The organism is Sphingobacterium sp. WOUb80 (genome assembly GCF_050058145.1).
GTDB lineage: Bacteria > Bacteroidota > Bacteroidia > Sphingobacteriales > Sphingobacteriaceae > Sphingobacterium.
Map to the genome: position 1 here is coordinate 5,328,105 of NZ_CP165617.1, position 16,043 is coordinate 5,344,147.

7 protein-coding genes are annotated in these 16,043 nt (G+C 42.4%); 5 read left to right on the plus strand and 2 right to left on the minus strand.

The genetic code is table 11. The features are described 5' to 3' along the window. Positions 1 to 61: 61 nt before the first annotated feature. Positions 62 to 610, minus strand: coding sequence for a hypothetical protein (locus AB1Z56_RS22115; RefSeq protein WP_426790197.1), 549 nt, complete (start codon positions 608 to 610; stop codon positions 62 to 64). A gap of 443 nt (positions 611 to 1,053) precedes the next feature. Between AB1Z56_RS22115 and AB1Z56_RS22120 the strand changes: the two genes are divergently transcribed. The 5 genes from AB1Z56_RS22120 (at position 1,054) to AB1Z56_RS22140 (ending at position 13,073) form a co-directional block, all read left to right on the plus strand. Further along, positions 1,054 to 4,131, plus strand: a complete 3,078-nt coding sequence (locus AB1Z56_RS22120; RefSeq protein ID WP_426790198.1) for a SusC/RagA family TonB-linked outer membrane protein — start codon at positions 1,054 to 1,056, stop codon at positions 4,129 to 4,131. 13 nt (positions 4,132 to 4,144) lie between these two features. Then, positions 4,145 to 6,025 carry a RagB/SusD family nutrient uptake outer membrane protein gene (locus tag AB1Z56_RS22125; RefSeq protein ID WP_426790199.1) on the plus strand — a complete coding sequence of 627 codons (1,881 nt, stop codon included), beginning with the start codon at positions 4,145 to 4,147 and terminating at the stop codon, positions 6,023 to 6,025. 160 nt (positions 6,026 to 6,185) lie between these two features. Then, complete coding sequence (locus AB1Z56_RS22130; protein WP_426790200.1) at positions 6,186 to 8,108, plus strand: 7TM diverse intracellular signaling domain-containing protein; 1,923 nt, start codon at positions 6,186 to 6,188, stop codon at positions 8,106 to 8,108. A 9-nt stretch (positions 8,109 to 8,117) separates the two neighbouring features. Beyond that, entirely contained in the window at positions 8,118 to 10,844 is a 2,727-nt protein-coding gene (locus AB1Z56_RS22135; protein ID WP_426790201.1) for a glycoside hydrolase family 2 TIM barrel-domain containing protein, read from the plus strand. 12 nt (positions 10,845 to 10,856) lie between these two features. Further along, positions 10,857 to 13,073 carry a hypothetical protein gene (locus AB1Z56_RS22140; protein ID WP_426790202.1) on the plus strand — a complete coding sequence of 739 codons (2,217 nt, stop codon included), beginning with the start codon at positions 10,857 to 10,859 and terminating at the stop codon, positions 13,071 to 13,073. A gap of 150 nt (positions 13,074 to 13,223) precedes the next feature. Here AB1Z56_RS22140 and AB1Z56_RS22145 read toward each other — a convergent pair whose 3' ends face one another. Beyond that, positions 13,224 to 16,040, minus strand: a complete 2,817-nt coding sequence (locus AB1Z56_RS22145) for a hypothetical protein (RefSeq protein ID WP_426790203.1) — start codon at positions 16,038 to 16,040, stop codon at positions 13,224 to 13,226. Positions 16,041 to 16,043 lie beyond the last annotated feature (3 nt).

The following is a 16,043-nucleotide window of genomic DNA, read 5'->3' on the forward strand; positions in this document are numbered from 1 at the left end:
TGATGAGAATAATCATTTCCCCTTTTTTGTTTTTTTAACTAGCCTTAGTAATACAGAAAACTTAGAAATGCAATGAAAAACCTATCCGTGCACTAAAAGCATTGATGCCATCCGCATTGTCATTCAAGCCATGATCATAACGTACTGCTGGTTCTATGGCAATATTTTCTTTAACAAATAATGCATACCCCAATTGTCCACCAAAAATAAAAGCATTCTCGCCACCGCTATTAATCCCGCCCAGATCTACCTGTACCGGCAACTGATTGATGATATAATATTTCAACCCACCTTTATAAATAAACGAATGTGTAGCATTTAATTCGATATTTTGGCCATCGATATCGAATGTATACTTTTGGCCAGAAAAACCTAGTCCTGCTTTTATTGCAAGTCTATCTTGTACAAAATAGCCTGCCTCACCTCCTACAGACCAAACTCGGGCGCCATTGTTGGAGTAAAAACTAAAGCCAGAGGTAGAGAGGCCTGTCAGTGGAGAAAGGTTTGTCTCGACCATCCATTTTCCTTTTGAGACTGCTGAGGGAGTTTCTTGCGCAAATAACGCTTGCATACCTAAACAGGTAAGTGCCATTAAAAATATTCTTTTCATTGGTTAATTATTTTAAATGGCGAATATAGTATTTCAAACGTTAACTTAAAAGTCGAATATATTTTGCCATATACATGTATGGGCAAAAATAGATCGCTTTCAGGATGGTCTCTCGGACTGCTGTTTTGGCAAACTATTGATTGGTTAAGATCCAGCGGGCTCCAGTTTGCACTATGATTCTTTTTCCAAAGAGAAAAAAATGCTAAAAAGTTTATTGCTTATTAACCGTATTACAGCTTTAGACCATTATATAGGATAAACTTTGTGATTCAGTCAGTTACTTATTGGCGTACTTGAGATTTAAGTGTATTATAATTTTTTACAACTAATTAATTTACAGTTGTTTATGTGTTATTTTAGTTGTTTTTTTGATTTGATCGAATTAATTTAGCCTCCATAATAAACCAATTAACAATTATTTCAACGCTAAATTCCCATAAATTATGGCCAAAAAATTAACGCTCTTGATTTCAAGTGTACTTGCTTGTACTTATATGGCAAATGCACAAAATCGGACAGTCAGCGGCACTGTGGTGGATAGCCAAGGGAAGCCAATTCCACAAGTGTCTATCAAATTAAAAAATCGTTCTGGTGGAACGATAACAGATGACCAAGGGAGATTCTCAATTTCGGTCTTCCCTAAGTCTACGATTGTATTGTCAAGTGTAGGCTTTCTGAATAAGGAGCAGGATGTCGATGGACAGACAACGTTGAATATAACCATGGACTCGGGCAATACCGAATTGACCGAAGTTGTTGTCATCGGTTATGGAACAGCCTCCCGAAAGGATGTCACTGGATCAATTGCCAGCGTAAAAGCCGAGCAGCTGGAAAATGAAAATCCACAGAGCGTTTCCGACCTACTCAAAGGTAATATTGCGGGTTTAAGTGTTTCGCAAAACACCTCAGCAAAGGGCGGCGGAGACCTTTTGGTACGTGGTAAAACGACACTTAGTGCTTCGACGTCTCCCTTGATCGTATTGGATGGAATTATTTATAACGGACAGCTTTCTGATATTAATCCCAATGATATACAGACCATAGATGTATTGAAGGATGCAAGTTCATTGGCCGTTTATGGAGCGAAAGCTGCGACAGGTGTTGTTGCTATCACCACCAAAAAAGGAACGAGCGATAAGCCTGTGCTAACCGCCAATACCAATTGGGGTTTAGCAACACTGGCGCAGAATCAGCGTGTATACAATGGACCTGATTTTCTCAAATGGCGGGCAGATGTTGGTCGTGCTGGAGGAACTAAACCTTCTTATTTTTATGACGATCCGCGCAATCTTCCTGCTGATGTAACCTATGATCAATGGCTGTCGGGAGGAAGTAATACCGCAGATCCTGTGGATCTTTGGTTAGCTAGATTGGGATTGGTCGGAAATGAAATCGCTAATTATAAAGAGGGGAAAACTGTTGATTGGTACGACGATATTTTTAGGACCGGGATTCGTCAAGACCATACCGTTAGCATGAGTGGGAGAAAAGAAGATGTCAATTATTACATGTCCGTCGGATATAATAAAAATCAGAACCTGATTGAAGGCGGTGAGTTCAGTACATTCCGGGCTAGATTAAATCTGGAGGGAAAAGTGACGAACTTTTTGCGCATGGGGGCCAATGTACAGTATGCTGATCGTGACGAGGGGGCAATTGAAGCCGATTGGGCACAGTTGACAAATCTGTCTCCTTATGGTGATAAATATAACGCCGACGGCACATTGAGAAGAATACCTACCGATGATAGTGGCTTGAATGCGCGCAATCCCTTCTTGAATATGACCTATAATGACCGGATGAATAAACAGAATACACTGTTTGCAAGTCTCTTTGCAAAAGTGAATCTGCCCTTTGGCATTAGCTATCAATTTAATTTTAGTCCTGGGGTAGATATGTATCGCACCTTCAACCATAACTCCTCCGCAAATCCGAATGTGACCATTGCGGGTGGTTCGGCAAGTCGCGATCAGGAAACACGCTACAATTGGCAGATCGACAATCTCTTGACCTGGAATCGCAAATTTGCTGAAATCCATAAAGTAGATGTAACCCTTTTGGCAAACTCGGAAAAATACCAGACCTGGTGGACACAGGCTGCCAATCAAGGATTTGTGCCGGGAGACTATTTAGGGTACCATAACTTGGCGAGTGGAAATCTGCCGACAGTCAATAGTGAAGACAAGGTCTATACCGGCGATGCATTGATGGCTCGCGTTAATTATAGCCTCATGGATCGCTATAATTTAACGCTATCGGTGCGTAGAGACGGCTACTCGGTATTTGGGGTAAACAGTAAAAGAGCGACATTCCCAGCAGTGGCAGGAGCATGGACCTTTACAGAAGAATCTTTCATGAAAAATATCTCCTGGCTCAACTACGGTAAACTGCGGCTTTCCTATGGAATCAATGGTAATCGCGATCTGCGTAATCCAGATAATGGAACTGTAGATCCTTATGCCGCGTTATCTCAGTTGACGGTCAACAAATATCAGACAGTTGATGCCAATGGCACGCCGGCAGAAGTCAATACGGTTGTAATCGGTTCGCGCATGGGTAATGAAAACCTCAAATGGGAGCAAACCACTTCACTCAATGCAGGATTGGATTTCTCGATCTTGAAAGACCGGATCAGTGGATCGGTCGATGTATATAGCAAAAAGACAAATGATCTTTTGGTCAAACAGTCGCTTTCCAGTGTATCGGGTTACCAATTTGTTTATTCCAACTTGGCAGAGGTGAAAAATAAAGGACTCGAACTCAGTTTGACTAGTCGCAATATAGTCGATGGGAATGTCAAATGGAACTCTAATTTTATTCTTTCCTTAAACCGGAATAAGATTTCACGTCTGGCAACTCCGAATGATGACCCTGGAAACGGTTGGTTTATTGGACAGGATATCGATGTGATCTGGGATTATAAGGTATTGGGTGTATGGCAAGAAAATGAGGTTGAAGAGGCTAAAAAGTACACTAAGGCGAGCATTCGTCCTGGAGATTTCAAGCTTGAGGATGTCAATGGTGATTATGTGTACAATGACGATGATAAACAATTTATTGGTTATCGCTCGCCCCGCTTTACCTGGTCGCTTCGTAATGAGTTCAATCTATTCAAAAATATAGACTTCTCTTTTCAGCTGATTTCCAATTGGGGGCAGCAGAAACAATTCAATCAAGCAAAGAACAACCCTGGAAGTGTTGGCTTTATGCGTTCCACATCCTACATCCAACCCTACTGGACACCGGAAAATCCAACAAACGACTATGCACGGCTGGGAAGCGGTGCCAACGGAACCAGCTTCAACGTCTATTGGAAAAACAGTTTTATTCGTTTGAATAATGTGTCTTTAGCCTATTCCCTACCAAAGACCTTATCCGAACGCATGAAAGTGAGAAATCTTAAAGTGTATGCCAATGTGAACAATGCAGCGGTGTATGCACCAGTCTGGAATTATTGGGATCCGCAGAATGACGGTCCTACACCTCGATATTATACCTTAGGCTTGAATGTATCCCTTTAAACAAATCAAGAACATGAAGAAAATAAATATAAAAATAGCGGCCGTTGTAGCATCAATATCGTTGTTGGCGGCAAATGGATGTAAGAAGAGCTTTCTGGACTCCGATCAGCTATCACAATATTCTCCAGATAATCTAAATAATGTCGATGCGCTTAAAGGTGTATTGAATGCCTTGGGAAAAGCTGCGCGGGGTGAATTCTTTGGCGATTCCGCACCATTGTTGTCTGAATCCATCTTTTCGGATGTTGCTGTGGAAGGAACCACCGACAAAGCAACACCAGCACAGAATCTTGTCTCGCTGATCACTCCAGATGCAAATCTCAATAGCGACGATTTCAACAAAATAGGCTGGTATTGGACCAACTTTTTCGCTGCAGTCCGTTCTGCAAATACCATTATTAGCAATATTGACCGCCCAACATATAGTTCAGAAGCACAGAAAAATGAAATCCTCGGAGCAGCCTATTTTTATCGCGCTTATTTTTATTACAGATTAGTGCACGAATTTGGTGATGTTCCTCTGCAGCTGAAGGATCTTTCGGCACCGAAATACGATTTCTATTCGACCAAAAGAGAGGTCATCCTGAAAAAGATGAAAGAAGATCTTGAATTTGCGCAATTATGGGTTAAAGATGGAGTCAATAAAGGCGATGTCACCAATGGAGCCGTCAACCATTTGCTGACAAAGATAGATTTGGCATTGGGGGACTTTGATGGTGCTATCGCCGCAGCCAGTAAAGTAATTGACGGCGGTAAATATGCCCTGATGAAAAGCCGTTTTGGCAGCACCGCTGCGGATCTGTCAAAGAATGTCGTCTGGGACTTACATCGCATGGATAATAAAGCCATTCCGGCCAATAAAGAAGCCCTGTTTTTGGTGATTGACCGCCAGACATTGCAAGGACGTACCGATCTGGGGTCTCAGCTGATGCGAAATACAGTTCCGGCCTGGCACTTTAACAATCTGAATATTCCACAAGGCGGACTTCAGGCGATTGTGGATGCGGTGAATGCAGAGATACCGCTTACACGGATGTACGGCCGTGGCATCGGCCGTTATCGGGGTACTTACTACAGCACCAAGGAAATATGGACAGATGATACGGACTATCGTCATGCGAAGGGTATGTGGATGGATATGACGGATCTCGTGTATAACAATCCGGCCATTAAATCTTCAAAAGATCCTGCAATCAGCAGTCTTTATGGAAAACCGATCCAGCAATTTACAAACGAAAATATTAATAAGGTATTTACCAACGGCTCCCTGGATACCATCCGTCACTGGTTTGGCTGGCCGCATTATAAAGTCTTTATCAACTCGACCAATCAATATGCCGAGGATCCAAATTGGAATCCGCCGCGTGGAACCAATACAGACTGGTATGTATTCCGGCTGGCAGAAACCTATTTGTTGCGGGCAGAAGCTTACCTGTGGAAGGGGCAACAGGCACAAGCCATGGCAGATATCAATGCCGTTCGCGGACGGGCAAATGCCGCGTTGCTGCAGAATCCGGCAAAAGTCAATATCGGTACCGTACTGGATGAACGGGCAAGAGAATTATTTTGGGAGGAAGCTCGTAAATCTGAGTTGACACGTATTGCCTATATATTTGCGCAAACTGGTATACCGGCGTATAATGGTAAAACATATAGTATGGCCAACTTTTCGCAAAATAATTTCTTCTACGACCGCATTATGGAAAAAAATTCATTCTATCGTAATAAAGTCCCAACGGTACAAGGCGTGCATTATGAGATTGCACCGTACCATGTGCTATGGCCTGTTCCCGCGTCGGCACAGCGATTTAATACCAATGGGATGATCAATCAGAATCAAGGCTACGCAGGAGCAGAAAACAATGTACCACCACTCGATAAGATTGTTGAATAAGTATGATGGTCAGGCATGAGGTGGAACTAGGTGCTTTCTGATAATTTTGTTATTTTGATCTGCTAAAACCGGATAGGCTGCGTACCCGAATACTGTTGCCTATTCGGTCATAAATAACCAAAATAAAGGGGTGAGACGAGTTATGTGTACTGTAAAAAGGATGAAAATACGCGGATTTGCGATTTTGCTATTGTTGCTTCAGGTGGGTTTGTTATTTGGCCAAAAGCCTATAACCTTATCGCCCGGTACTGCCGAGCATATCTTTAAGACTGCCGAAGTATACTATGTCGAAGACAGCAGCAATGTGCTGTCATTTGAAGAAATACGATCGCCGGAACGTGTCCAGCACTTTAGACCTAACGAGCGGTATTATCCCAAAAACTTCAATCGCTCCTCCACCTATTGGTTTAGAGTGAGAATGCATTTTGACCAACAGATATCTCGCGACCGGGTGATGGAGCTCTTCGATCAGACTGCGGATATGGTGGAGGCATATATTCCCAATGGGGCGGGTGGATTTGCTCACTATCAGACCGGGGCCTCGATTGATTTCGAGAACAGGCAATTTATGCATAAGAATTTTGAGTTTTTAATTCCTAGACTAGAGAAAGGAACCTACGAAGCGTATTTTAAAGTACGTTCAAGACAGATGGTCAACGTAATTTTGGTCTATCGTACCCTAGACCGTTTTGTTCAATATACCTTGACCGAATACTTTACTTTTGGCCTGTTTTATGGGATGATTATTCTGTTTAGTTTCAATAACTTACTGATGTATTTTGCCGTGAGAGGACGCCAATATCTGTATTACGTACTCTATATCGTGTGTGTAGGATTATATGAAATGTCTTCTGACGGTGTTGCTTTTCAGTATTTATGGCCCGGGAATCCTTGGTTCAATCAATATGCAACAGCAGTTTTTGTTTGCTGTGTCAGCGTTTTTGCCTTACTGTTTACAAAATCCCTGTTGCATGTAAAACAAACAGAACCTCGATTGAACCAGTTGCTAAACATAATCATTATCCTGAGAATCCTGTTTTTTGTGTATTGCCTGGGTTTTAACCAGAATTGGTTTATCTACAAATTTGTTGAGATCGTTCCATTGTCAGTAGCCTTTTTCTCGGGGATATGGCTTTGGAAAAAAAACTATCGCCCAGCCCGATATTTCGTGCTTGCCTATACCTTTCTTTTCCTGGGTTTTGTGTTAAAAGTAATCTATGTGCTGGGCTATGCACGCTTTCTGCCCAGCTCTATCGGACATTATAGCATCACATTTGGTTTTGTGCTGGAGATGACTTTCCTCTCATTCGCCATTCATGATAAGGTCCGGCTATTGAAAAATAAAAAAGAACGGGCACAAAAAAGAGTTATTGAACAGATGCAGATCAATGAGAAACTTCAGGAGATGCATAACAGGGATCTGGAAAGGAAAGTGCAGGAACGCACATTGGAAGTGATGCAGAAATCGAAAGAGCTTGTCGAAAAATCCGAAATTATTAACGACCAAAATCGCGAGCTGAAAGAAATGAATAGCCTCCTTTGGGCGCAGTCAGAAGAGATTAACCGCATGAATCAGCTGCTGGCAAAGGATAATAAAAACTTGCAGCACAGCATTGAACGGATAACCGATGATCGTGTGCTTTCTAAGGAAATGAATTTTGAAGAGTTTGGGGTCAAATACCCGGACAAGGAGACCTGTTATAAGATCTTGTCCGATTTGAAATGGAAAAAAGAATACCGTTGTCTAAAATGTGGGTATGCTAATTATTGTGCTGGTAAAACACCCTATAGCCGAAGGTGTACCAAATGTACCTATGAAGAATCTGTGTTGAACAATACGATTTTTGAAAATGTTCGTATTCCGATTAACAAAGCTTTTTACCTGGTTTATCTGGTGCATTTCCATCAGGGTGAGATTTCCTCCTATAAGCTTTCGCAGAAATTGGGTATCCGGCAGAGCACCTGCTGGAATTACGCAAGCAAGGTGAAGGATGTATTGACAACAAGTAGTAAAAAACATAAAAAAAATGAAAAATCAGGTTGGACGAAATTAGTGCTACATACACTGGATCGACCAACATAAATGCGATACATGAATATTATATTTAAACAAGTCATCAGCCTATGCTATATAGGCTGTCTATTTTTCTCTTGGAACTTGCATGCACAAACTATACTGGACGGAAGAGTTTCGGTTGATTTCTCGTCAAACTGGAAATTCAGAAAGGATGAAGCTTCCATAGACCATGTAGTTAAGCAAAAGGTACAAACAGTTGACTTACCACATAGCTGGAATGTAGATGATGTGATGGACGATACTCCGGGGTATTTTCGCGGTGCTACACAGTATCAAAACACCATTTACTGGAAGACTTCCTGGAAAAATAAGCGGATAGTGCTGCATGTCGGTGCAGCTAATCAGGAAGCGGCAATTATTGTCAATGGAAAAGAGATCAAAGCACACCGAGGCGGTTATACCGCTTTTAATATAGATATTACGAATAATCTGGTCCGGAAGGAAAATGTAAAAAATACCGTGGTTATTCAAGTCACCAACCGATACAACCAAGATATTGCACCATTAAGCGGTGATTTCACTTTTTTTGGAGGTATCTATAGGAAAGTGTTTTTGCTGCTGCTGGATCAGATTCATTTTGCGGATCCCATGTACGGAAGTAGTGGTTTGCGCGTAAATGCAAAGGTTGATGCACAGGCAAATGCGACGATCAATCTGGATGGTGATATTCAGAATACTTCAGCATCACGACAAGCTGTTGTGATTGAAACTACGCTTGTCGACTCCGATGGGGTGACAATAAAAACGGTACGGAAAAAGGAAAGCCTGAAACCCCATGCTTACAGCAATTTCCGCTTGGACCTGACTGATATTGTGCAGCCAAGATTGTGGTCGCCAGACTTGCCTTATCTCTATCATCTAATTACCCGCATTTATGATTCAAAGGGGAGTCTCCTGGATCGGCTGGATAATCCCGTTGGTTTTCGCTGGTTTTCATTTGATGCCGAAAAGGGCTTTTTCTTAAATGGCAAAGCACTGAAATTAATCGGTGCGAGCCGGCATCAGGATTTTCAGGGAATGGGTAATGCTGTACCCGAAGAGCTGCAGATACAGGATCTTGTGAAGTTAAAAGCGATGGGGGGCAACTTCTTACGTGTTGCCCATTATCCGCAAGATCCCGCGATACTGAAAGCCTGCGACAGTCTTGGGATCCTAGCATCGGTAGAAATCCCGCTGGTGAATGAGATTACAGAAAGCCCTGCTTTTGCTAATCATAGTTTTCAGATGCAGAAAGAAATGATCCGGCAATATTTTAACCATCCAAGCATTGTTATCTGGGGGTATATGAACGAAATATTTCTTCGTCCCCATTTCCCAAAAGACAAGGATCGTCAGGAAAAATACTTTAAATCGGTGGTATCACTGGCCCAAAAACTGGAAGCCCTCACACGCAGCGAAGATTCAAGCCGTTATACCATGATTGCCAACCATGGCAATTTTGATCTTTATCATCGGACAGGTCTGACCAAAATTCCCATGCTTGTAGGCTGGAACCTTTATCCAGGCTGGTATGGTGGCAAGATTGCTGATTTTGGCAAACAGCTGGAGCATATTCATCAGCAGTTGCCCGACAAACCTCTCTTGGTGACCGAATATGGGGCAGATGCCGATTATAGAATACAGGCCAGTAAACCGATCCGTTTCGACAAAAGTGTCGAGTATGCTGTCATGTATCACCAGGGATATCTCAACGAAATCTTACAGAAGCCCTTTGTCTCCGGTGGTGCCGCATGGAATCTCTCGGACTTCAATTCAGAAACCCGGGAAGAAAGTATGCCGCATATCAATACCAAAGGCCTACTGACCTGGGATAGAAAAGCAAAAAACACCTATTTCCTCTATCAGGCTTATTTAAAAACGGAGCCTTTTGTAAAAATAGGTATCACCCATGGGGGAAAATGGGGCGTACGAACTGATCCTGGCCGGGCATTGACAGGTTCAGGATGGTTGCAGTTGCCGATATTCAGTAATGCGGATTCTGTAGAACTATTGCTTGACGGTGTATCGTTGGGTGTAAACAAGCCTGTGGATAAGATGATGGTGTGGGCTGTAAACTTAAGCCGCGGATCGCATCGGGTAAAAGCGGTGGCTTTCTATGAGGGGAAATTGAGCTGCGTTGACGAATCGGTAATGGACTGCGAGGTGTTGCCCTATGATCTAAAGAAGGATAAGGATTGGAAAGAACTCCGTATTAATGCTGGAGACAACAGGGAGTATATTGACTCCATGGGAAATCGATGGTTCCCAGACCAGCCCTATGAAACGGGGAGCTGGGGATATATAAAGGGCGAGAAATATCGTATGAAGAATACTGGTCGGGAAAATCTAGGGACCGACGTCAATATTCGCGGTACAGGAGAGGATCCGCTCTTCCAGACACAGCTGCAGGGATTGGAATCTTACCGATTTGATTTGCCGAACGGCGATTATGAGATTGAACTGTTCTTTGCCGAATTGGATGGCCCTAATCACAAGGAAAATCTCCTGTATGATCTCGAACAGCAAGGGAAAAAAAAGGGACAGCAGTCCATCGATCGAATTTTTGATATCCGGATCGGAGAGCAAATTCTTGCTGCGGATGTAAATGCGCTTAGTGAAGTAGGGGCATTTAAGGTGCTCCACCGAAAATTTCCGCTGCAAGTGCAAGGTGACAGCAACCTGACGATTTCCTTTATCGCTAAGAAAGGGGAGCCGATGCTGAATGCCATCCGACTAAAAAAACTCCAAATCAATAAGCCTTAAAAAAGTAAACTTATGCAGCCATTGAGAACCTATATTATGCCTGTTGTATCCTTATTGTTGATACAACCTGCTCATGCAAAAACAATACATAATCTTCAGAAAGCAATATCTGCTAAGACCCATCAACATACAGTAGCCGCCGTCGTGGCACATCAAACTGATTCAAATGAGCTCGCGAAAGGGCCAAATGGCCTAAGGGAAACATCTGGGGTGAAAGCTAGGCCGCAAGCCGTTGCTGGAAATGGGAAGCCCCAAGTTGAAAATCCGGAAGTCTTTGTTCGGAAGCGGCAGATATGCCTCGACTTCAGTCAGCGGCTGATCGATAAAAAGTCGAAAGGGCCCTTTCTTATCCGGCGAAGCCAGGGCAGACTGGGCGATTATCAAACCATTGCCAAAGTCACACGACCTCAATTTATCGATCAAGTTTTAGCAGGAAGTCCCTATGATTACTATTATGAGATCCAGACCGCAAAAGGAGAGTTTGTTGCACGTCTGAGTATGGAACTTCAGCTCTTTGGTGAAAATACCTTTATTTACAGCCCAGCCGACAATAAAGTGCGTGTAGGGATGGAGGTCAATCAGCTCCATGAGCAGATGTTCGGTAAAGAATTTAGCCCCAACCGCTATGCGCTGCTTTTTAAGTCGGGCGACTATAAGGATGCCGGACTATTGAAAATCCCCTTTTATGTACAGATCGCTGGATTGGGTAAGGTGCCCTATGATGTTGCTATTTCCAATATACATACACCGCCTCATCTCGCCGACGGCAATGGAACCTGTACATTCTGGCGGTCTGCCGAGAATCTGTCTGTCATTGGTCCTGAAAGCTATGCGGAAGAAGAAACATTCAAATGGGCGGTGTCACAGGCGGCTCCCCTGCGACGTATTTATTCCACACGTGTTGTCCGCAATCAATGGGCAAATGGATGGGTCAGTGGTGGCTATACGGCAGATTGTTATTTTGAAGCGGCCGCAGGTTCCAAAAATCAGCAGCAATGGTATACACGTAACTCATTTTTGAATAAAGGAAGAGGGAAGTTTGAAGAAATTAAATACAACTACTGTTTTCAGGGGGTAGACTTTGGCCCCACTGTCGATAAAAGTACCTATCAAAATAATTGGGCAAAAGGGGGAAATGTAACCATCATTCCGGCGACACCGGTTATCCGGGAGAAGCCCTTTGTATTTTTTGATCAGGATGGGCGCTACAAGGTTTTCCGTCCCGCATTGAAACATAATCATACAGGCGTATCCTATACGCGGGATAATATGGGGGCGGGTGATATCATTGACATAGAAAAAGAATTCTATGTCGCAAAACCAGGTGTGTCAGCGGCGGAAATGAACCGGCAGCTGCGAGCGGGAAAGCATCTGTTGATTACACCCGGCATGTATACGTTGTCTGAACCGCTGCGTGTCAGCAAAGCGAATACAATCATACTCGGACTGGGGCTAGCGACCTTGATCCCTGGTTCAGCCAATCCGCATACCGCAATAGCCGTAGATGATGTCGCAGGTGTTACGGTTGCCTCGTTGATGTTTGATGCACATTATAGTTCGCATAGTTTGATTCAGGTCGGTCCGGAAAAGAGTACCCTAAGACATGACCGAAACCCAACCCTGTTGGCGGATCTATTTTTACGCATTGGCGGGTTTCGGGCCGACAAAGTTCATGTAGACCAATCGGTTATTATCAATAGCAATGATGTGATCGGCGACCACTTTTGGATATGGCGTGCCGATCACGGTGTAAAGGGCAGTGTTGGCTGGGATATTAATACGACACGCAATGGGTTGGTGGTCAATGGAGACTATATGACTATGTATGCCTTGTTCAATGAACATTTTCAAGAATATCAAACCTATTGGACAGGTAATTATGGACGCACCTATTTTTTTCAATGCGAAAGTCCCTATGATGCGCCGAATCAGGCCGCATATCGGAGCGAAAATGGGACACGCGATGGATTTGCGGCTTACAAGGTCGCCGATGCGGTACAGCAGCATGAGGCCTATGCATTTGGAATATATGATGTTCTAGTCAATCCGATCCGGATCGAAAGTGCTGTAGAAGTCCCGGTAAAACCCGGAGTAAGACTCAAACATATTTGCAACAACAGCTTATCCAACGGTCCTAATCGCGGATTTGGCTACCTGATTAATCAAGTAGGGAAAAGTACCTACAATACCTGGCGTGATAATCGGACTTATGTCGTTGAGTTTCCATGAGGGAATTTATGACGATTGACTTGATCCCACCTTAAATAAAACCAATAAACAGTTTCTTCATCAACTTATTGTTTTAGAAATAGCGCTCATGATCTCGCAGCGCTATTTTTAGCTTAAAATGCTTAGTCTACTTAATATTCCTATTACATTTTATTTGAAGCCAAATTTTCGAGGGAAATAAGGTAAAGACAACATAAAGTATTGTGTTAAATTATTGCGATAGCCCTGTGTAAATTCGGTCAGTCCGTTATTGATATACAATCCTTTATTTTCTTTGAGTAAATCATAGGCGGATAATTTTAGTTCTAGATTATTTCCCGGCAATAAACGATAGGTCGTATTCATGTTCCAAATGAATGCATGATCTTTATAATTGGTAGCGGACGATAGCCGGCTTGTACCGTTGCTATTTAGCTGCCAGCGTTTTGACAATGAATAACTCATACTTATTCCCGAAGTCCAATAATTGGATATATAGTCATTGTTTTTTTCGGATAGTTTATTGTGCCGCGCATAACGGTTCCAGCCATTGATCCAGCCAATTTGATAACGATCCAGAATGGTGTAATAGCTTTTTAAGCTGATATTTTGGCTATTTGTACCCATTTCTTGTTTTATTGCATCGATAAATTGAATTTTATTTCCCCAGTTGAGGCCAACATCGAATTGAAAATTCAATGTTTGTGTTTTGTTGAGCGGATAATTTTTATTTAAATAGCCATTAACAGCCAATAGGGGCATGGGAGTGGCAATTTGAACAAGATATCTTTGTTGTTGCCCATCTTTAAATAAAATACTGTCTGTCAATCCTTGTCTATATTGCGTATAACTCAGGCTGATATTACCCGAATAGCCATTTTGACGTTGTTCGTTAAAGCTGGTCATAAAGGCTACTCTGGCACGCTTTGTCTTTTTAAGCTGTGTTGCGCCAAAAAAGCGGTAAGCGACATTGCTGTTATCATAAATAGGTCTAAGCTGGTCCAGGCTGGGATATTCTTCGTCATAACTTGCAGTTAGGGAGTTGTTTGTGTAGTATTGGCCGCTTTTATTATAATATCGGTTTAGCCGAACCTGCGGCAAAAATGTCGTGAAAGTTTGTTCCAGGTTTCGATAGTCCAATGTTGAGCGATTCTCTGCTTTATAGAGACGTAGCCCGGCTCCTAATGTCAGACTCATAAAGGAGCTACTTCTTCCTTGTAGATAGTGATTTTTTAGACGAAAGGATTTTTCGATGTTTGGCTCGTATTGAAGTCGGTTAAACCTGCTCAAGTGGCTTAGATCAAGGTTGACCTGTGGTTGGTCGGATACTAAATTTACCACATTGTCATTGGTAGTTGTATGATAGAAACTGAGATTATTTGCAAGGGTCCAGTCAAGATATCGGACACTGAGGTTTATGTTTTGGCTAAATTCTTTGAGAAATTTGTCGTAGGTCCGATGATCTCGTCTATTTAGTTCCTGTTTATCAGCATTTGTATAGGTACTCCGCATTTCATTGAATTGTTGTGTTTCGGAGGCTGATCCGCTCCATTTCAATGTATAGGTCAGGAGCTCGCCAAATGAATTTTTGTTCGTGGTACGCACACTCATCGTAGGACTTGAATTGACATCATATAGATCTATATTGGTATTATAGGATAATTTATTTTTGCGGTATTCGCCATTATTTCGAACTGTATTTTGTGCCTGTTCGTTGGTGTAATTATATTCATTGAAGATGACCGAATTATCTAAGTTGGAGCTGTGTTCAAAATCTGCATTTGCTGTTAGATTCGTCACTCGATTGCCGACTTTTCCACCGGTATTGGTATAATTTAGGCCGGCTAAGAGGGTTCTCCTTTTGTTGTGGCTTTCGTTATCATTCGTACGCTGATTATTAATACCACTTTCATCTGAAAGAAAAGAAGTCGTTGAATGGTCTTTATTGACAATATTGTCCCAACGGCTCAGTACATTGCTTGTCAGCACGTGTTTTCGGCTGACTTGGTTGGTTCCCACAATATCATACTGATACCGGCCACTAAGTACATGCTGATTATTGATTCCTACACTTAAAAAATCTGAATCGAAATCTGCGTTGATACCGACACCTTTAAAACTGGTATTTTTTAATAATTGATCCGAGCTTTGAAGGTATTTATTGCTGTTATTACCAGAATAGGCGAGTGTATATTGTGATTTATCGGTTGATAAGTTAAAGTTCGCATGTTGTTGGTAACGTTTGGTGGTACCGATGCCGTAGGCCAAGCTACCGAAGTACATTTTTTCTTTGCCCTTTTTTAATGTCACATTCATCTCAAGCGCTACATTAAGCGGGTTTTCTTTCTTTTCCTTTTCATCACGCTTATCGTAGATCTGTAGCTTCTGGACGGCATCTTTGGCTAGATTCTGTAATACGATCGCTTTGCTGGATCCGAAAAATTCCTTACCATTGACCAGTATATTTGGAATCTCTTTTCCATTGTAGGTCAAACTGCCGTCTCCCCACACCACAATGCCAGGGAGTTTACGCAGTAGATCTTCTACCACGGCATTGCTATCTAGTTTAAATGCATCGGCATTAAATTCCAAGGTATCTCCGTTCATTCGGACAGGGGGGAGTACTTCTACTTCCTCCAGTTCGTTCTCCACAAAATCCATGTGGATTTTTCCGAAATTTTTGGATTCATCTTTCTTTAGAATAAATTCTCGCAACGCTTTCTTAAAACCCTGATAGCGTAATTCCAATAAGTAGGTTTTATTGATGCCTAGATCGTTAATTGTAAATTTTCCATAGGTATCGGTCAGTGTAACCTTGTCGACGGATTTGTTGCCTTTCTCATAAACGGATACGGTAGCTGACCGTAGGACATTGTTATGTGCTGTATCAATAGCAATCCCTTCGATTTTGGTTTGAGCAAAACTTGATATGTTTAATACGATGAGAAAGGGAAGTAATAATAAGGTGTGAAAATAGGCTTTGGTCATGGA

Coding starts and splice junctions, on each gene's coding strand:
- AB1Z56_RS22145 (WP_426790203.1), bottom strand. CDS start 16,040: ATGACCAAAGCCTATTTTCACACCTTATTATTACTTCCCTTTCTCATC.
- AB1Z56_RS22125 (WP_426790199.1), top strand. CDS start 4,145: ATGAAGAAAATAAATATAAAAATAGCGGCCGTTGTAGCATCAATATCG.
- AB1Z56_RS22130 (WP_426790200.1), top strand. CDS start 6,186: ATGAAAATACGCGGATTTGCGATTTTGCTATTGTTGCTTCAGGTGGGT.
- AB1Z56_RS22140 (WP_426790202.1), top strand. CDS start 10,857: ATGCAGCCATTGAGAACCTATATTATGCCTGTTGTATCCTTATTGTTG.
- AB1Z56_RS22135 (WP_426790201.1), top strand. CDS start 8,118: ATGAATATTATATTTAAACAAGTCATCAGCCTATGCTATATAGGCTGT.
- AB1Z56_RS22115 (WP_426790197.1), bottom strand. CDS start 610: ATGAAAAGAATATTTTTAATGGCACTTACCTGTTTAGGTATGCAAGCG.
- AB1Z56_RS22120 (WP_426790198.1), top strand. CDS start 1,054: ATGGCCAAAAAATTAACGCTCTTGATTTCAAGTGTACTTGCTTGTACT.